This window comes from Peribacillus sp. NPDC096448, from assembly GCF_044762675.1.
In the GTDB taxonomy this organism is placed as follows: Bacteria; Bacillota; Bacilli; order Bacillales; family DSM-1321; genus Peribacillus; species Peribacillus frigoritolerans_B.
The window spans coordinates 53,504-74,112 of record NZ_JBIWEU010000005.1; the positions used below are offsets into that span (position 1 = coordinate 53,504).

General features: G+C 36.8%; 10 protein-coding genes. 3 read left to right on the forward strand and 7 right to left on the reverse strand.

The window, feature by feature from the left end; genetic code table 11:
• Nucleotides 1-239 precede the first annotated feature (239 nt).
• On the forward strand, nucleotides 240-449 hold the full coding sequence (locus ACIQ0C_RS10570; RefSeq protein ID WP_403059575.1) for a hypothetical protein: 210 nt from the start codon (nucleotides 240-242) through the stop codon (nucleotides 447-449).
• Between the two features lie 170 nt (nucleotides 450-619).
• Here ACIQ0C_RS10570 and ACIQ0C_RS10575 read toward each other — a convergent pair whose 3' ends face one another.
• On the reverse strand, nucleotides 620-1,366 hold the full coding sequence (locus tag ACIQ0C_RS10575; protein WP_403059578.1) for a collagen-like triple helix repeat-containing protein: 747 nt from the start codon (nucleotides 1,364-1,366) through the stop codon (nucleotides 620-622).
• Between the two features lie 297 nt (nucleotides 1,367-1,663).
• Nucleotides 1,664-1,906, reverse strand: a complete 243-nt coding sequence (locus ACIQ0C_RS10580) for a peptidoglycan-binding domain-containing protein (RefSeq protein ID WP_403059581.1) — start codon at nucleotides 1,904-1,906, stop codon at nucleotides 1,664-1,666.
• A 247-nt stretch (nucleotides 1,907-2,153) separates the two neighbouring features.
• Between ACIQ0C_RS10580 and ACIQ0C_RS10585 the strand changes: the two genes are divergently transcribed.
• Together ACIQ0C_RS10585 and ACIQ0C_RS10590 are read left to right on the forward strand one after the other, a co-directional pair.
• Nucleotides 2,154-3,578 carry a recombinase family protein gene (locus ACIQ0C_RS10585; RefSeq protein WP_403059584.1) on the forward strand — a complete coding sequence of 475 codons (1,425 nt, stop codon included), beginning with the start codon at nucleotides 2,154-2,156 and terminating at the stop codon, nucleotides 3,576-3,578.
• Complete coding sequence (locus ACIQ0C_RS10590; protein WP_202316052.1) at nucleotides 3,562-3,738, forward strand: hypothetical protein; 177 nt, start codon at nucleotides 3,562-3,564, stop codon at nucleotides 3,736-3,738. The genes ACIQ0C_RS10585 and ACIQ0C_RS10590 overlap by 17 nt, the downstream gene beginning before the upstream one ends.
• A gap of 440 nt (nucleotides 3,739-4,178) precedes the next feature.
• On the opposite strand, the gene ACIQ0C_RS10595 is transcribed toward ACIQ0C_RS10590, so the two are convergent.
• The 5 genes from ACIQ0C_RS10595 to ACIQ0C_RS10615 form a co-directional block, all read right to left on the reverse strand.
• Nucleotides 4,179-4,910 (reverse strand): thioesterase II family protein, encoded by a 732-nt coding sequence (locus ACIQ0C_RS10595; RefSeq protein WP_403059587.1) that lies wholly within the window; start codon nucleotides 4,908-4,910, stop codon nucleotides 4,179-4,181.
• A 20-nt stretch (nucleotides 4,911-4,930) separates the two neighbouring features.
• Nucleotides 4,931-7,834 carry an amino acid adenylation domain-containing protein gene (locus ACIQ0C_RS10600; RefSeq protein WP_403059590.1) on the reverse strand — a complete coding sequence of 968 codons (2,904 nt, stop codon included), beginning with the start codon at nucleotides 7,832-7,834 and terminating at the stop codon, nucleotides 4,931-4,933.
• The gene (locus ACIQ0C_RS10605) at nucleotides 7,831-15,516 is read right to left on the reverse strand and encodes an amino acid adenylation domain-containing protein (RefSeq protein WP_403059593.1); all 7,686 of its coding nucleotides are present in this window, start codon (nucleotides 15,514-15,516) and stop codon (nucleotides 7,831-7,833) included. Before ACIQ0C_RS10605 ends, ACIQ0C_RS10600 begins: the two co-directional genes overlap by 4 nt.
• A gap of 79 nt (nucleotides 15,517-15,595) precedes the next feature.
• Nucleotides 15,596-20,314: an amino acid adenylation domain-containing protein gene (locus ACIQ0C_RS10610; protein WP_403059596.1), complete on the reverse strand. Its 4,719-nt coding sequence runs from the start codon at nucleotides 20,312-20,314 to the stop codon at nucleotides 15,596-15,598.
• 27 nt (nucleotides 20,315-20,341) lie between these two features.
• Entirely contained in the window at nucleotides 20,342-20,608 is a 267-nt protein-coding gene (locus ACIQ0C_RS10615; protein WP_402838858.1) for a phosphopantetheine-binding protein, read from the reverse strand.
• Between the last annotated feature and the right edge of the window lies 1 nt (nucleotide 20,609).

The following is a 20,609-nucleotide window of genomic DNA, read 5'->3' on the forward strand; positions in this document are numbered from 1 at the left end:
TTATTTTCCAACGTTAAGTCAATCCAATGTAAATGGTTACGACACTAGTGATAAACCTTTTGGATATTTACTTGCCGAAGTAAAAATCCCTTATAATAAGGGTAAAGCAATGGTTGGCGCAAATAACCTGGATTATATTTTCGAAAAGGAATGAAATAATTTCGATTAATGTGTCATTGAGGTGTTGAAAGTTGAACATAAATATCAAGGTTTACTTACATTCCAAAGGAGCTAACTTCATGCAAAGTGGAAGTTTCCCTGTTGTGAATTCTGAATTTAAAAAGGACCCTGACTGGACAGCAGCCATTACGGCTTACGAATGGGTCCAGCAGATAAAAATCAAGTTTGCTGCCAGTAAGGACTTTCAGATAAATCAGGTGATTTATAACGAGGATATTGATATTACGGAGTTAGTTAAGAAGGTTAGGCCAAAAAATTGTAAAAAGTAATTTATGAAATAGTTTCAAATGTGGTCAGCCAGCCATTTCCCTTTCGTTTTATAAAAATAAAAAAAGCCTAAGCAACTGAGAAACTCAGTAATACCAAGGTCTCAAATTCTCCTCATCGAGTCATTTCCGTACCCTTATTGGGGTAGCTTTTCTTCTGTATTCACCTGAAGTTAATTCGCGATTTTTGTTGCAACTAACGTAGGAAACCTATATGCGACATCTCCAACTGAAAATACAACCCTGACACTTAGTCGATCATTTTCAGCTAATCGTACCTGTATGGTTTTTCCAATTGTGTTTGATGATCTCAATCTAATTTCTACAAGACTTGAAATACTAGAAAGTGATTCGAAATAGCTTCCGTCCACTTGAGTTGAATCATTGACGAACAGGCTAAAACCCACTAATGCAATACTATTTGCAGGGGGATCGGTATTAACAGTGAAGTCAGTTGGGATGTCCATACTGATTTCATATACACCACCAGTCAAAACTTGAAGATCGGTATAGGGAGCTACTCCAACAGGAGCTGTTTCCAATAAGGGGCCGCTGCTGTCGAAAATAATCTTCTGCCCTAGACCAATGACAGGGGTCACACCTATAAAGTCACCAGACACGCTATAAAGTGATCCATAGGCTAAAGCACCACCTGGCCCTGGAACTCCTTGGGGGCCTGGAATTCCTTGGGCGCCTGGAACTCCTTGGGGGCCTGGAAATCCTTGGGCGCCTGGAGGGCCTGGAATTCCTTGGGCGCCTGGAGGGCCTGGAGGTCCTTGAGGTCCTCGTAGTCCTCGGGGCCCTGGAATTCCAGGAACTCCTTGGAGACCTGGACGACCTGGAGGACCTTGATGAACAGGAGGACAACAACAGATCCTATTGAAGCAGCGAGGACAGCAAAAATTAAAATTAGATGACATGAAATTCACCTCCTTTCTATTAATATATTTTTGTTTTTTAATATTGCTTGAATGTTTGTCCATCTAGTTTTAACTAAATAGAAATATAGCTTTTACTAGCGTTCCGATCTTGTTCCGGTATTAAGTTTCTCCCTGGATGAATTGTTAGGCATTTTCGCACTGTATCTTGTGTGTAACATTAGACCAGCTTTCCTTGTTCATCTAAACTGCCCCTTTAGTTCAAAGAAATCCAACAACACCTTTAACAGAGCTTCAACAAAAAAATAGCCCCTACTCAAAACGAGTAAGGGCTATTGATTATGCTGCAAACAATTTAGTAAAAGTAGCTTTACCAGCTATCTTATCTACAGTTATCCTTTTAGCTTTTTGGAATTTAGATATTGCTGATTCTGTACCTTTTCCGAAGATAGAATCAAGTGAACCAGGGTTAAACCCTTCCAAATAAAGTGCAACCTGTAGGATCCATGTAAGGTTACCTTTTGCACCCTTTTGAACAGTAACAATGGCAGCCTTAGTCTTAGCTCCCCATTTCCCATCCACAACAAGCTTTTTATTAAACTGTTAACATGTTTTATTGATGCATATCATAATGGCTGCACAAATCGTTATGAAGTAGCAGATTTTTTGGAGGTAACCGAAGAGTTTCTTCAAGAGGCATTAGATCGATACATAGAGAAACATGGGAATTACATTTTTCACGAGGATATAGTGATACATCTAAATCCTTTAAATATTTTTAGAAATAAGATTCAAAACAAAGTTAGATAAAAGTGGAGGGTAATTTCTAATGAAATGTGTTATCTACGTAAGGGTTTCCACAGATGAACAAGCTAAGCATGGATTTTCAATAGCTTCCCAAATTGAAAAATTAGAGGCTTACTGTGTTTCACAAGGGTGGGAAATCGTCGATATCCACATTGATGACGGCCATTCTGCAAAGGATTTGAATCGTCCTAAATTCACTTTAATGATGAATGAAATAAAAAAAGGCGGAATAGATGTTTTACTTGTATATCGATTAGACCGCCTAACAAGATCAGTACTTGACCTTTATGAAATACTAAAAGTATTAGATGAACACAATTGCATGTTTAAAAGCGCAACAGAAGTTTATGATACAACAAACGCTATGGGAAGATTATTTATTACTCTTGTAGCTGCTATAGCTCAATGGGAAAGAGAAAACCTAGCCGAACGGGTTAGGTTGGGAATGGAAAAGAAAACGAAATTAGGTAAGTGGAAAGGCGGCATAACACCTTATGGCTATAAGGTTATTAATAAGGAACTTGTAATAAATAAAGATGAGGAAATGATAGTTAAAACTATTTTTGAACTAAGCAAAAGTTCGGGATTTTATACAATTGCAAAAGTTCTTAGTGAACGTGGGTATAGTACAAGGAAAGGAAGCGATTGGCATGTTGATACCGTTAGAGATATCGCAAATAATCCAATCTATGCAGGATACCTCACTTTCAATGAAAGCCTTAAACAATATAAGAAGCCTCCTAGAGAACAAACTCTTTACGAAGGTATTCATGAACGTATAATATCCAGAGATGATTTTTGGGCATTACAAGATACATTAGATAAAAGAAGAACTTATGGCGGGAAACGTGAAACAAGCAATTATTATTTTTCCTCTATCCTTAAATGCGGCCGATGTGGTCACTCAATGTCTGGTCATAAAAGCCCTAATGGTAAGACATATAGATGTTCTGGGAAAAAGGCAGGGAAAAAGTGCACCAGCCATATTATTAAAGAAGAAAATTTAGTAAAAACAGTTTTAGACAATCTTGATCATCTATTTGATAACATCAAGGGCAGTACCAAAATAACAGATGTCCCAGAAGCAAAGATTAGTCAGTTAGAAATAGAACTAAAGAATAATCAAAAGCTTTTAAAAAAACAAAAAGCAATGTTTGAAGCAGATGTAATTGATATAGATGAATTAATTCATAAAACTGATTCCCTTCGAGAAATTGAAAAAAGAATTTTATCTGAACTAAAGATGTATAAACAAACTGAGTCTGTAAAAATTGATGAAATTCTTTATATTTCTGAAAACATTCATTCACTATGGGAATACGCTACTGATCACGAAAGAAAACAAATGATGACTACCTTGTTTTCACAGTTAATTATTGATACCAAAGATGAATATAAAATAGGAACTGGTAAAGCACGTGAGATTATCATTGTTTCAGCAAAATGATAAAATGTCTTTCGTTGGCGGAGGTACCCTGATTCCATGGGCACTGATACCAGCCGCTGCCATATGTAACGTCAGTCCCTTTGAACTTGCCCGCCGGAATCTGCTTCCGGTAACCATTGGTTTAGCAGTGACTACGATAGTCGCAATGTTCCTCATTTAATCGATTTGCGCCGATTTGTGTGGACTTTAAAGCACACGGAACGGCATCTCAATTTCCGTTTCCATATTTAAAGGAGGTTCGATTAGTCTCACCCCGAACCGTGAAATAGAATTGGTTACCCTTCATGTTTTTTACTTTTTTATAATGATGAACTCTCATTGATTGAATAAATTAGCGATACTCATGCCGAATAACTGGCTAGCCAAGGGCGGACCTACTTCCAATCTACATCCAAAATCTAAAAACCAATAAAAAACAGTAGATAAACTCGATTTTCATTGAGTTTATCTACTGTTTGAAAGGACTGAATAAATCAGTCCTTTTTTTAGATGAAGATTGGGTTTCATGCTTATCCAAGCGGATTATGCCAAACTTACATTAAATTTTGACTTCTGAAACTAATTGGCGGAGCAAATTTTGGTGCAAAACCGGCCGCTATCTTAAATGAGAACTTCACAACGACGATTGAGTACATACTCTTGAATGATTTTTAAAACGATATCCTGGTTTTGCTTTATATAGAAATGATCACCCTTTAATATATGCAATCCTTCAATATGTTCAATATATTCATTCCAGCTTTCGATACTTTCCTTCGTCACGGTATCATTCGATCCCAATAGCAAAACGGCTTTGTTTCCCACCTTTTTCTCGCGTTTTTTCTCATGGTGGTAGTTTGCTAATACATTCAAGTCCGACTGGATTATCGGAAGGAATATATTCATGAAATCTTCCGTTTCCAGGAGTTCCTTGTTTGTGCCCCCGATTTTTTCAAGCGATTGTTTTAAATGTTTTGTATTAGAGCAATCGATTTGATCTACTTTATAATTTGGAGACGACTTACTTGATATGAATAAATGTTCAACTTTATTACCATCTCTCTCTTCTAATTTTGCCGCAATTTCATAGGCTACGATCGCACCCATGCTATGTCCAAACAAAGAGATGCTTTCCAGTGAATTCATTCGATGTTTCGTTTCCATTTCTTTCAATAATATATCCGTCAAATCCGTCATATGATCACATAATGGTTCACCATATTTACTGCCATGTCCAGGGTATTCCAGCGGGACTACCTCTATCACATCATCGTCAAATTTCCATTCTCTATAAAAAGATGCACTTCCCCCAGCATAAGGGAAACAAAAAAGTGTTTTTTTCAGTCCTTTCATCCCCCTTCTCTTACGATCAATTATTTCAACATGTACTTCATAAAGTTTTCAACATACCTTGAATCAATTTCCGGCATTTTCATTGATAGCCTTTCCATGTCCTTCTTGGTTTTTGATTGCAGGATTTCCGACTCTTTTAATTTGGTTGATTCATCTATTAACTGGGACAAAGCACTTAATGAATGAATCTCGTTAGATTGTGTCTTTTCTTTTAAAGATTGTAACCATTCTTCCAAATCCATATTGGAGTAAGGTATTTCATTTTTTTCGAAGAAGGAGGTCACGAATTCACTTGAAACTCTCTGATCATTGAACATATGATAGATCCCGAGCTTCTGATTCTCTTTTAATCTTGATATTTTGTAAATAAACTCACTTACAAAATCGACTGGCATCAATTCAAAATGAATTTCCTCTTTAAATGGCAATATCCTTTGTTCAATAAATGATTCGAAAACCTTGTACAACATATCCTTCTCATTCCAAACCCCGTTTGAATTAGATGAAATCCTGCCTAATCGGAAAATATCGATTGTAAGTCCAAGTTCCCTTGCTTGAAGTAGCAGTTTCTCGGCAACCCATTTGGACTGACTGTACCCGATCATTAAATCGGGGGAGTAAACCAATTCGTCTTCCTCGTCCCATTTCCTTTCTCCGGTCAAGACAGAAAGCGTTGATGCATAATAAATGTTTTTCCGATTGTATGATGAAGCAAACTTAATGACTTCCACTACACCATCCACATTCGATATTTTTGATTTGGTATACGGCTCGAAGAAATTCGTTTCTGCACCGGCATGATACACATGAGAAACATCATTGCTTAATTTCTCATATGTCATATCATCCAGACCGAATTGATGTTTACTAAGATCCCCTTCAATTACAACGATTCGACTTACGAATTCATCCTGCCAAAGACCATATTTCATTAATGTATCTTTCAGCCTATTTCTTGAAGGAAACCTAACCAAACAATAGATTTTGACATCTTCCAATTCCAGTAACAATTTGTTTAATAGATGTGCTCCTAAAAAACCTGTTCCACCTGTAATCATCATATTTTTTTCAATTTGAACTGGTTTAGCGGATATTTCCCTTATTTTCCCCATCAACTCTTGATCGAGCATGGAATCCTTCTCCATCACAGCTTCCATGCTGCAAGAATAATCGACTTCAAGTGCCTCAACAAATTTATTCACTGTATTATTTTCCAATAAGATTTGTAAAGTGGCTTCAGGAAGTACAGTTTCCTTCATTACATAGACCAGTTTTGTAGCTAAAATGGAATGGCCTCCATTTTCAAAGAAGTTGTCGTCCAATCCTAGACTTTGATTTCCTAATACATCTCTCCAAATCTCCAATACTTCTTTTTTCTTTCCAGTTTCTTGATTGGCTAAGGAAGTTTTATTTGACATGATATCCATTTCCAATAATTTCTCTTTATCCACTTTACCGTTGGCATTAAGCGGGAAATCATCCACTCTGACAAAAAAGTGGGGAATCATATAATTCGGCAATTCATTGTTCAGATAATCTTTAATATCCTTTTCAGCGTTTTCGGCTTTTTCATCTTTATGTTTGTAATAAGCGATAACATATTTTTCATCATTGATGTTTTTAACAGCAACTACTGAACTTTCAACCTTCATGTATTTATCAAGCTTGTCTTGAATTTCATTCAGTTCAATTCTAAAACCGCGAATTTTCACTTGACTATCTTTTCGGCCTTTGTACAGGGTCTCACCATTATGTAACCGGATGCCATGATCACCTGTTTTATACCACTTGGTCTGATTCAAATCATCTATGATCAACGCTTGTCCGGTTAATTGCGGCTGATTTAAATAGCCTCTCATGACCCCTTGACCGCCAATGTAGATTTCGCCTATTTCCCCATCTGCTACCTCGACTTGTTCTTCAGATAGAATCCTGATTTCTACATTGCTCAATGGCTTTCCAATGGGAATAACATCTGCATCTTTGTCTTCGACCTCATGACAAATGGCAAAAGTCGTGCATTCAGTTGGCCCATACCCATTAATCAAGGAAAAATGACCGATTGTTTGCTTCAATCTCCTCACATGGGAAACCGAGATTTTATCTCCGCCAACCACAATTTTCTTTAATCCTTCAAAAATTAATGGATCCTCATCTACCATTGCATTGAAAAGACCTGTCGTAAAAAAAGCTACATCCACCTTTCCAATGGATATCGCTTCTTTCCAATCATCAAAAGAAGTGAACTCATTCGGCATCAAGAATAAAGTTGCTCCATTCAATAAAGCTCCCCATATCTCAAAAGTTGCGGCGTCGAAGCATGGGTTGGAAAATTGAGCCACTCTATTATTTTCGTTTATTTCAAGAATTTCAGAGTTCAGTACTAAATTGACTACACTCTTATTCTCTATCATTACACCTTTTGGCTCCCCGGTCGTTCCTGATGTATAGATGACATATGCGAGACCATTCTCCGAAGAACGGTTCACGGGAATATGCCCGTCCCTGCTTAGTTCATTCATCTCAAATGGAATTGGTTCGATATCCAATTCACTGAGCTTCCCTTCTTGACCTTTAAACGATAAGAAGAACTTCATATCCGTATCTGCAAGCATATATTCCAATCTTTTTAATGGGTACTTTTCGTCAATTGGAACATAGCAACAGCCTGACTTAATTATGGCAAGCATCCCTATGATCAGTTCAATGGACCTTTTGCTTGGAATACCGATCATTGTTTCTTCTTGAATCCCCAAATCAATGATCCTTTTGGCAAGATTATCTGAAAGAATGTCTAATTCTTTATAAGTAATTTGACGTTCATTTTCACAAAGTGCCGCATTTGATTGATTATCTTCCACGATTTTTTTAAAAGCTTCAGTTATTGATATCAATTTATTCGTCGTCATCGATTTACTTATCATCGGGACCCAACTTTCAAGTGATTTATTAATTCACCAATATATAGAAGCGTTTCATCTTCTATTAGTTTTAAGAATATTTCTTGCATGGAATCCATAAAACTTAAAATTTCATTTTCGGCAAATTTACTGTCTTTATAAATGATTTTATAATGCAGCTTGGATTGCACTACAGCCGCAGAGAACGTAAGATCAAAATTGGTCGATTCGCTTCCAACTGAATTTTCGATCATGATTCGCGAATCCTCTGCCAGTTCTGTGCTCGGATAATTTTCGAATACAAATATATGTTGGAACAATTCTTTATCCCATGGAATTTTGGCGTATCGCTTTATATCCGTAAGTGAACTGAACTCATACTCTCTCATTTGTAATTGTTTGTTTTGAATAGCAGTAAGGTAGGATTGTAAATCATCATCCCAATCGATTTTTAACGAGAATGGCAGAGTATTGATCAATAAGCCTACAGCTGATTCAATATGCGGAATGCTGAGGTTCCTTCCTGAGCTTGTCACCCCATAGCATACTGAGTCGCTTTCACTGAGGCAGGACAGGACGATGCCCCAGACTCCTTGAACGACTGTATTGATCGTCTTTCTATGCCGCTTGGATAATTCTATTAATCTTTCGGTAAGCTCTTCAGGTAAACTATATTCAATAACTTTATCCGATGTAACAGCTTCCTTATCCGTTTTCTTACCTACTAGTGCTTTTACTTGTTCAAAATCCTTCAATTCTTCATTCCAAAAAGCTGCTTCATCCTGTTTATTAATATTCCGGACATGATACATGACTTGTTTATAAGCAATCTTGTGTTCATCACTGTCTTTTGCCATATTGGATGGACTTCGATAATTATCCAAAAAATGATTAATGACGATTTGCAGGCTCCAGCCATCAATTAAAGCATGATGATGTGTCCATATGAATTTATAGCGATGATCCGATAGCTTGATCAAGGTGATGTTCATGAGCGGACCATTCTCTAAATCCGTTTGTCTATTTTTGCTATGCTCTATAAGATTTTCTATCTTGGATGCTCTCTCGTCTTCACTAAACATCGTTAGATCCACATGATTAAACACATAATAAATGTCATTTAGTATGATTTGATAACGGTCACCCATTTGATTGCGCCTGAAAACAGATCTAAGAACGTCGTATTTTCTACAGGTTTCATTCCAAGCTTCTTCCAATTTAACAAAGTCCAGATCACCTATTAAATCAATCGATAGCTGTGAAATATATTCAGGACTTTGAGTTACTTCACTATGGAATAACATCCCTTCTTGAAGTGATGTCACTGGGTAAATCTCTTCAATGTTATTAAACTTATTAATGAAATGGGTGATCGTACTTCCATCGACTATTTTCTCAGCTTCAAAATCCGTTTCGACAATAGCTTCATTCAAATCTGCACTTCCACTTAAAATTTTGTTTAAGTGTACTTCAACTTCTTTACATATCATTTGGTAGTTTTCATTGTTGCTATCGCCAATAATATTCAGCATGAGTCTATTGTTTACGATGCTGGCGACAAAGTTGAGTTTATATGGAAATTTATAGTTTAAATCGATATTGCTGCTATTGGTTTGTTCCATATCACCAGTGTTATTGAACTGTCCAAGATAGTTGTAACTCACAAGGCTATCTGGATAGTTATGATTCCGGGTGGAAATATACTTTAGGATCCCAAAGTCGAACCCTTTATTTGGCACACTTCTTAATATGTTTTTTGTATTTCTCAAGGTTGAGCCCAAAGCCGCCATTCCTTTAATCCTAACTGGATAAATGGAGGTGAACCACCCTACCGTCCTTGATAGATCAATATCATCTTCAATATCCTCTCTGCCATGTCCTTCTAAATCGAGCCAAAACTCATCGATTCCCATTATATTGGAAAACGCATGGGCGATAACGGATAATAAGACTTCATCAATCGTCGTTTTATGTTTTCTTAAAGTGTTTTTAATAAGGTTTTGTGTTTGGTCCTCATCCATTTGTATTTTGTACATGTTTTCAAAATCACATGTTTCTCCCAAGCTTTCCGTCAGCGGAGAAACCGGAATATTCATTTCCTTTTCCCAATATTGAACGGCATCGTCCGGTAGGTCAGTGTTCCGGTATTCGTTCAGTTTCTCGGACCATTGTTTATAAGAAGTCGTTTTTAAAGGCAGTGAAGGTTCTTGTTCATTCTTTATCTGTTGATAGCATCTTTCGAAATGATCAAGAAGTATCCTCCATGAAACACCATCAACCACAAGGTGATGAATCACCCAAAAAATCCTTACCTCCCTTTGATCCCTGAATAGAAGGAACTTCATCATGGGGCCATTGTGTATGTTTAAACTTTGTTGGGCGCTTTCTTCTAGCTCCTTAATTACTTTCAGACTATTTTCATCTGTAAAACTTGAAACATGATACTCATAAAAACCGCATGCCGTATCAGCATTTGAAATATTTCCAATATATGAATCACCATGTTTTACAAATAACGTCCTTAATATGTCGTGCTGATCAATTAATTTCATGATGATTTTTTTATATTGTTCAGTCGCCAACGCATTATCCTTCATCAAAACGACTGACTGATTCCAATGATGGATATTCTCATGATTTTCATTAAAAAACCAAGATTGAATAGGCGTCAACGGTACATAACCTGATATTTTTTCTTGAACCACTTGTTTTTGCTCAAGCTCATTTACAATATTCCCTAGCTCACGTACCGTTTGGTATTCAAATAAATCTTTAGGCGTTATAAATAAATCTTTTTCTTTTGCAGCAGAGCATATTTGTATACTGATGATTGAATCACCGCCACATTCAAAAAAGTTATCTTCCGGCCCTATAGTTGGATCGTTTAAAACATTTCTCCATATTTTCAGAAGCTCTGTTTCAGTTTTGGACAATTCTTGCACATCCAGCACTTTTTCTTTCCTCTCATCCAACTGTTCAATCCATTTCGGCAGGGATTTCCGGTCAACTTTTCCATTCGGCGTCAAAGGGAATTTATCCAGTTGCATAAAATGAGCAGGAATCATGAACGCAGGCAGTGTATCTTTCAGTCTTCTTCTGATTGAATCCACCGAAACCTCATCATTCACCGTATAATAAGCAATTAGCCTTTTATTCTCAAATCCATCTTCCATTACCGTTACATAACTATCTTTGATTTCTGCTATTTTTCGTAATGAAACATTAACCTCAGATAGTTCCACACGGTATCCCCTTATTTTCACTTGATCGTCCGCTCTGCCTATATAAACTAATTCCCCAGATTTGTTATGCTTTACTAAATCCCCAGTTCTGTACACTTTTTCGTTAGGGGTGAATGGATTGGATATGAATCTTTCATTTGTCAGACTCTCATTATTCAGATATCCCCTTGCTAACCCCATTCCTCCGACATAAAGTTCACCAACCGTTCCTGCCGGAACTAGTTTCCGGTTTTCATCCAGCACAAGTGCAACCGTGTTAGTCAGAGGCTTCCCAATTGAAACAACGAATTCATCTGTAACATCCTCATTCGGGGGAAACATTTTAAAACTTGTACACACCGAATATTCAGTAGGCCCGTAGCCATTGAAAAACGATATATGCTTAAACTTTGAAACGAGCTCAACTGGACATTCAGAACCTGCGGATCCCAACACTTTAATAGTGCTCAATTCATTGATTGGCAGTTCCTTCAACACAGCAGGCGGTAAAATGATATGAGAAATTCCTTCGTGCTTAATTTGTTCAACAAGTTTACTCATGTCAAATTGATTTTCTTTATCTACGCTTATATGCAGCTCGCCACCGAACAATAGTGTGCTGAAAATCTCTATGACGGATGAATCAAAATTAAACGTAGCGAATTGCAGCACTTTAGCTGATGTATCTAAACACATCATTTTATTTTGGTTATAAACTAAGTTAATGATTCCTCTATGTTCCAACATGACTCCTTTGGGCCTGCCTGTCGTTCCAGAGGTATAAATGACATATGCTAAGTCTCGCTGATCCGCAATGTGAAGATTCTCTTTCATTAACAAATCCGATTCTTTTTCAATATCTTCAAAATATATTATTTTGGATGAGTCAATCAAACCATTCTTTCCGAGTTCTTTGTGACTCAAGCAATAGGAAATGGACGAATCTTCAACCATGTAGCTTAATCGTTCATTAGGATAATGAGGATCCAATGGGACATACGCAGCACCTGCTTTAATTACTGCCAACATCCCTGTCACCATATCAATTGATCGATTCACATAAATTCCTATTCTTTCTTCTTTAGAAATCCCTTTGCTTAGTAAATAGTGTGAAAGTCGATTGCTCTTATCATTCAATTCGCGATATGTAATGGTTCTAGGACCATCAACAATGGCTATCTTATCGGGAAATCGCTCAACAATTTTATGGAAGGCTTCTGGGATTGTGTCATTGATCCCCTCAAAGCGAATGGTTTCCCCCTGCCATTCTTCCAATAATACTTTCTCCTGCTTCTTACACACGACAGATACCTTGTCAATGGATTGTGCAGGCTGATAAGTAATTTTCTTGATCCACTCCAGGAAATTCTCAGCTAACGATTGAATGGTTTGTTCATTGAAGATCCCTGAATTATACTCAAAGGCGAATAATAGCTTATCTTCATATTCTTCAGCAGCTAAACTCAAATCGAATTTTGCTGCCTTTGATTTTATTACTTCAGGCGTTATCTTTATGTATTCACTTTCCAATGCAGCTTTGGCATTATTTTGTAAAATGAAGACGGTTTGAAATAAAGAAGTGCTTGCTAAATTTCTTTCAGGGTTAATGACTTCAACGATTTTCTCCAATGTCATTTGCTGATGATCATAGATGTCGATGATATGGTCTGTATTTCTTTGAAGAATCTCTTCAAATGTTTCCTCATGTCCCAGCTTTAATCTAAAGGGAAGTGTATTGACAAAATAACCTATCGATTTTTCTGTCCCTTCAATCATTCTATTCGCCAAAGGACTTCCAACGATGATATCATTTTGACCTGTATATTTTGCTAGAAAAGACTGGTACATCGTTAGCAGTGTCATGAATAATGTCGAGTTTTTTTCCAGGGACATCCGCTTTAAACCCTGGAGCTCTTCCCTTGTTAGTTCCACTATAAAACTACTGCCATCGTTGCGATTTTCTTTTGAACGCATCGTATCTAAAGGAAGCTCCAATTTAGGTAATTCCCCAGATAAGTTTGTTTCCCAAAATAGTGATTCTTCTTTAATGTTATTTTCCAACCAGTTTTTCTGCTCTAATGCAAAATCCTTATATTGTTTAAAGTCATTTCCAAGGATAAGTTCCTTTTCATTCACTTCACTGTCATAAAAAGATAACCATTCATCTAAAAATATACTCACTGACCATCCGTCAAAAACGAAATGGTGGAGATTCACAAATAAAACAAAATCTTTTTCACTCAATTTAACAAGTTTCACTGTCATGAGAGGACCTTTTTCAATTTCAAAGATTTCCGATTGGACATCGTCTTCAATTTGCAGCATACGAGTCGTTTGCTGTTCAGGCTTTAACGCAGAGAGATCGATTTCATTTATTTTAATGTATACATCTTCCCTGATTTCCTGATAGCCTTTACCAGCTTTTTCACGGACGGTCGTCCTCAAAATCTCATGTCTATCAATGACATGATTGATAGCTTTTTCCAGCATCAAAGTATCCACTGTTCCAGTAATTTTATATTTTTGAGGGATATTATAATTGGCTGTCTTACCATTGAGTTTTTCGTTGAACCATAAAGCCTCTTGGTTACTGGATAAAACATGATCTTTTTGTTGCACTTCTATGTGCTCAATGTCATGATCTGAAATTTCATTAATGATGAAGGCCGTCAACGAATCGATTGTAGAATTTTGAAAAATATTTTTCAAAGTTAGAATTTGATTATATTCTTTGTTTAATTTTGTCAATAACTTCATGGCTAAAATCGAGTGTCCGCCCATTTCAAAAAAATCGGCATCTTTATCGATTTGACTTGTTGATAAGACTTCCAAAAATGTCTTTTCCACGAAAGATGAAACTACCTGCGTTTCATTTCTCGGAGGTGTACTCATTTCCTGAAAGATCTTATGATTTAGCATTTTCAATGTAGGATTTTCAAACAAATCAGCTAATTTCATATTCGCATCAAGTCTTTTATTTATTTTAGACACCATTTTCATGGCTGTTATCGAATGCCCGCCCAATTGAAAGAAATCAGAATCCTCATTAATATCGCTGTTCAAGAAAAACTCTTGCCATATTTCTTTAAGTCCTTGATTAACTGGTGTGGATGTGATCGAATGGCAATCCGTTGCTTGATCGTCTTTACTCACATTATTTTTAAGTTTTGAAAAATCAATATCCACAGATATTTCATCAATTTGCTGAACTTTAGTAATTTGATGGGCAATCTGCATGAAGGCTGATTGGATATCATTTACTAGCGAACGCTGTAAGAAGCAGGTATTAAAATACAATTTGCATTTAACCGTTTCTTTATTATCCTGGGCTTGTAACGATAACGGAAAGCTATGTGACTCTTTTCCGCCTTCGACCTCCCAGTTAATGCTAATGCCTTCATCTTTCGCCTCCGGATAATTTTCATAAACAAATAAAGTTTGGAAAATCGGATCGTCCTTCTTTAATTTCGTATGCCTTTTGATATCCACTAAAGAAATTTGGGAGTAGTCCAGCATATTGTTTAATGTTTCCTGGAATCGTTTCAGTAAATCGGTAACGCTGTCTGTATCGCTTATTTCAGCTATCATAGGAATGGTATTAATGAGCATCCCAACAATTTCTTCCGATTTGAATAAGTTATTCGACCTGCCAGAGCTGACGATTCCAAAGACTATTCGATTTTGATTGGACATTTCCTTTAGGAGGATTGACCAAATTAACTGCAGTAATACATTAAGCGTTACATGGTTTCTAGCGGCAAATTCTCTTAAAAGCTTACTTTGTGTTTTATCCAGCTCCCAAAAGAGATCATTTTCCTGTTGGTTTTCCTTCACATGTTTCATGACGGGAAAAGTGATCGTCGGCTGCTCAATATCCTTTGCAAGCTCTTTCCAAAAACGATTTAAATCTTCCTCATCTGTTTTATTCATATACCGGATAAAATCTCCATATTGCTTTGGCTTTTCAATAAGTCCTTTGGAGTCTTTTCCCACAATTCGGTTGTAAATAACAAAGAGTTCATCGATGACTATGCTGGTGCTCCAGCCATCCAAAATTATATGGTGATGAGTCCAAATCAAGATAAACTGATTTTCTTCAATTTTCACTAACTGGAGTTTCATCAAATTGGAGTTATTCACATCCATCTCCTGGGATTCGGAAGTCACTCTCTGAATTTCCTTTAATTGATCATGATCACTCAACTCTGTCATATCGATCATTTCCGGTTGATAATCCATTGTATTGAATACAACCTGAACATTATTTTCAATATTTTTAGAGATGACCTTCATTCTTAATGCTTCATGACGTTCTACAACCTGACTCCACGCCTCGAACAATGCATTCACTTCAAGAGCGCCTGTTATCCTGATTCGCATTTGAGAAATGTAAAGGTTCTCAGCTGTATTGTTCATTTCCAGTTCATAAAGGATTCCTTCTTGAAGCGGAGTTAATGAGTAGATATTCTGAATAGATTTCTCCAATTTTGCGCCTCCCGATTCCATTATCTTCGTGTCATCCATACCCGCTGACTACAATCATTCTATTAAACCAGTAATCACCTTATTTATTAGAATTCAATATATGAAACAAATCTTCCTCAGTGAGTATCGCATCCGGAAAATCACTTTCTATTAAAGAACCTTGGTCAAATTCAGTTCCCTTGATTTCCATGACGACTTTATCAATAGCTTCTATTATTAAGTTCATCTTTTCTGCGGCTAATTTTGAAATGATTTTTATGATTAGTTTTCCGTCCTGAATAAATGACAGGAAATGCAGTTTTGGTTTATTTTCAAACTCACCAAAATCCCTGCTATTGGATGATTCAAATTGAGAATCCAATCTTCCTAAGTAATTGAAAGTCACGTGGATATCCGGCTCCTGAATGACCCCAGGTCGTAAATACTTGATGACGCCATAATCAAGACCCTTATTGGGGATTTCCCTTATGGCATTCTTCGTGTTTCTTAAAGTGTCGTCAAACGTCTCATCTGAATGCAGCAATATTGGATACATCGCAGTAAACCAGCCAACGGTCCTAGTAACATCGATTGTTTCGTCCACCATTTCCCTGCCATGCCCTTCTACTTCCATCCAAAAGTTCTTCACATCCAAAGATTGTTTCAAACCCTTTGCGATTAATGACAACAATACTTCTTCTACAGTCGCTTTAGATTGCCTTGTTAATTCCTGGATCAATAATTCAGTTTCTTCTTCACCGAATGATTTCTCCATCGTACTTTCTTCTTTAGCTATAAAGTCTTCCGCTATTTTAAAATCCGTTATTTCACTTTTTGTTTTTTGTTCCCAATAACGGAGTGTTTCAGGGTCCATCAACGATTCATTGTATTTCCTCAAGAAGTTTGACCAGTCTTTGAATGATGAAGTTTTATAAGCCAGCTTCCCTGTTTGATTGTTTAATGCTTGATCATGGAGAGTATTGAAATCTTCAAGTAAAATCCTCCAGGAAACTGCATCAATCAATAAATGATGGATTACCCAAAAGAAGCGATATTTGTTCGATTGTTCTTTTAAAACAAGCATTTTCATGATCGGTCCATTACTTATGTCCAATGAACCTTGAGCCTTGCTTTCCCATTCATCTCTCATTTTCATCCGCGTTTCTTCATCTAAATGATGTATATCCTTATAGACTAACTCCCATGTTTTGTGTTCGGAGTCTATATTCCCGATATATTTATTGTCTTGTTTTTTAAATAGGGTTAACAATCCATCATGATGTTCCACGATTTGAGATAGAATTTTTTCCATGTCCTCCATTTGGACACGGGCATCTTTACTAAAAACAATAGACTGGTTCCAATGATTGATGGAAGTCGTGTGTTCTGCAAAGAACCATTCTTGGATGGGGGTCAGTTCCACATTCCCCCTAGTGGCTATAGGTTGGATCATGACCTTATTTTTGGTTTTCGCGATCGCTGCCAGCTCTGCTACCGTTTGATTTTCAAAAATTGATTTTGGACTAATGATTATACCTTCCTGCCTTGCTAGTGAACATATTTGAATGCTCTGAATGGAATCGCCGCCAAGTTCAAAAAAGTTATCTCGGATACTGATATCATCTAACCCTAAGACACTTTTAAAAATTTGAAGAAGCACTTTCTCATTGAACGTCTCAGGTTCTTCCAATGTATTGCTTCTAGTTACTGGCACCGGAAGAAGCGCTGAATCAATTTTCCCATTTGCATTTAACGGAAATTTGTCCACTTGCATAAAGAATGAAGGAATCATGTAACTTGGTAATCTCTCTTTTAAAAATGCTTTTAAGTGATCGTAATCAACTTGTTGTTTGGATGTGAAATAAGCGATTATTTGTTTATTTAAGTTTGGCTGATCCTGAACCTTAATGAATGAGTCACTTACTTGCGGATAAGCATTGAGATTGACCGAAATCTCATCAACTTCCACACGGAAACCTCTTATTTTCACTTGATTATCTTTACGCCCCAGAAAAATCAACTCACCATCGCTCGTGAATTTTGCAAGGTCACCGCTGCGATACAAACGCTTTCCAGCTTTAAAAGGATGTTCAATGAACTTTTCTTTTGTTAAATCATCATTATTCACATATCCAACGGCTAACCCTTCACCACCAATATATATTTCCCCTGCCGCACCTATCGGGACGAGTCTTTGCTCAGGACTTAATAAATAGACGTCGGTATTCAGGATTGGTTTGCCTATCGATACTTTATTATTAGTAGTCTCATTGTTTTCATACGCTTTAAACATTTCAAACGTGGTCCATACTGAATATTCCGTTGGACCATAGGCATTATAAAAATTTATATTTTGATAGCGATCCAGCAAAGCTATTGGACATTCAGATCCGGCTGAACCAACGAATTTCACATGGGATCCCTCTATATTGAGCTCTTGTAATACTGCAGGCGGCAATACTAGATGTGTTAACTTTTCACTTTTGATTTGATTTTCCAATGCGAATAAATCAAACATTTCCTCCTTATTATTCCCGATATGCAGCTCTGCACCATTTAATAAGCTCCCAAAAATCTCATATATAGAAGCGTCAAAATTAAACGTGGCAAATTGTAATGCCTTTGAGGTCTCATCAAGTTGTAAGTATTTGTTTTGACTTATTATTAAATTCACTACTCCTCTATGAGATAACATGACACCTTTGGGTTTTCCTGTCGTTCCCGAAGTATAGATTATGTAAGCCAGATCGGAAGGTGCAATGGATTCGTTACAGCACCCGGTATCCACGTAATGTACGGATTCAAGATCAATCACTTTATCTATTTTTTTAATGGCAGGAACCTCAACTTGATTCGTAATGCATATATCCATTTTCGAATCATTGATGATATATTCCAATCTTTCAGCTGGCAGCATAGGATCAAGCGGAACGTAAGCACATCCGGCTTTAATGATTCCCAACATGCCGATTACCATATCAATCGATCTGTTTACATGCAGGCCTACCTTATTAGAACCATTTTCTATTTTATTTCTAACCAATTTCGCAATCACATTCGATCTTTGATCTAATTCCGAATAAGTAATGGTCTGACCATTATCAGCAACGGCTAATTTGTTTGAATGCTTCTTAACGATTCTTTTGAATATGGTGGTGATCGTCTCATTTTGATGTGCATCCGAAACCTCACCTTGCCACCCAATTAACAATTGATTCATTTGATTGTCATCTAAATACTGCAAATGACAGATAGGCATATCTGCATTTCTGCAAATTTGGAATAACCATTTTTCGAAACTCAACATGAGTCTTTCAATTGTTTCCCGTCTGAAAAGTTCATCGGAATACTCGAATTCCAGGATTAGATCATGAGACCCCTTCACCTTTATGGTCAGGTCATAATTTGAATAAGGAATTTCGAATTTGTCTTGTTCAAGAGTGAAGAATGAATTGCTAAAGTTCCCATCAAAGCTTTCTTCCATTGCCAAAGCTGTTTGGAACAATGGGGAATGGCTGAGATCCCTGTCTGGATTAATGATTTCCACAATTTTTTCAAATGGAAAAGCCTGATGTTCCAATACATCCAAAATCACTTTACGATTCCGGTTCAATATTTCATGAAATGATTCCGTGGCATCCACGGTTAACTTCAATGGCAGCGTATTGACAAAGCATCCAACTGTCCGGGCAAATTCTTCTTGGCCACGGTTTGCCACGGTACTCCCGACAATGATTTGATTCTTCCCGGTATACTGACTTAAAAACACTTGATAGGCTGTCATCATAAAAGCATATAAAGTTGTACCATTCTCCTTTAAAACCCTGTCTATCAATACACGAAGTTCATCCGTTATGTCCATTTCCAGTCTTTCCCCTGAGTAAGAAGGTGATTTTGGACGTTGAAAGTCAAATGGAAGTTCTAATGCTTCTTCCTCTTGATCTAAATAACTTTCCCAAAACCTCCTTTGGCTTGGCGTACTTTCCTTGACCCACTCCTTATGCCAGACAGCATAATCTAAATATTGCATGTCCAGAGGGGGAATATCCCCAACCCTGCCTGTTTGAATTCTTTCATAAATCTCCAATAACTCTTCGAAAAAGGTGACAAACGATACTCCATCAAAAATGATATGGTGAAAATTGCATACTAAATAATGCATTTCTTCGTCAACCCGAAATAGTTTCATATTAAATAAATGATCATTTTCCAGGTCGAAGCATCTTTCCATCTCTTCAGTAAGATGGGAGGTGACCATTATATTACTGACTTCGGGATCTAAATCCCGACAGTCTTCATAGGCAATTATGTTTCTGCTTTTTTTTGATAAGAATTGAAGGATTTGATGTTCTTCACCCTTGAAATTAGTTCGCAAAGTTTCATGGCGGTCAATCATGAAATCTAATGCCTGTTGCAGGTCATCAGTATCCACTACGCCATTTAAAATGAATTTAAATGGCATATTATAGAGCATTTTCCTTTCATTCAGGCTGTCAAACAGATACATTCGATCTTGATTATGAGAAAGCATTCCTTCACTTTTCCCGCGTTTATAAGGCTTATTTACCTCGACTTCCCTCATTTCGAGGAGCATGTTCAGGAAACTTGCCAGTTTTTCTATATTCCATTGACTTGAAATGATTTCCGGCGTTAATTGAATACCAAACTCCTGTTTTATCGAAGACAAAAACTCATCTTTTTTTTCATTTGTGCTTAATGATTCATTCATGTCCTCTAATAGTGATATTTTAAAAGGTTCGATAACAATTGAAATCAAGTTTAATAGCCTATCTTCCGTTTCACTGATCATCCTATTCATAGATAAAACACCTCAATTCTTTTCCATTCAACTTAACTTATTCATATCGTCCAATTGTTTGATGAGTACAGATAGTTCCTGGATGGTGGACTGTTCGAACATGACTTTGATTGGTAATCTCACTCCCAGGTTATTCTTCACCATTTGTATAAATTGCATGGCCAAAAGGGAATTCCCTCCTAAGTCAAAGAAGTTGGAATCTGTATCTATTGTTTCTTGTTCTAAAATTTCCCTCCAAAATCCAATAAGCTTTTCCTCAATTAACCTTTCCTTCACCGTAATTGTTGTCTCCATA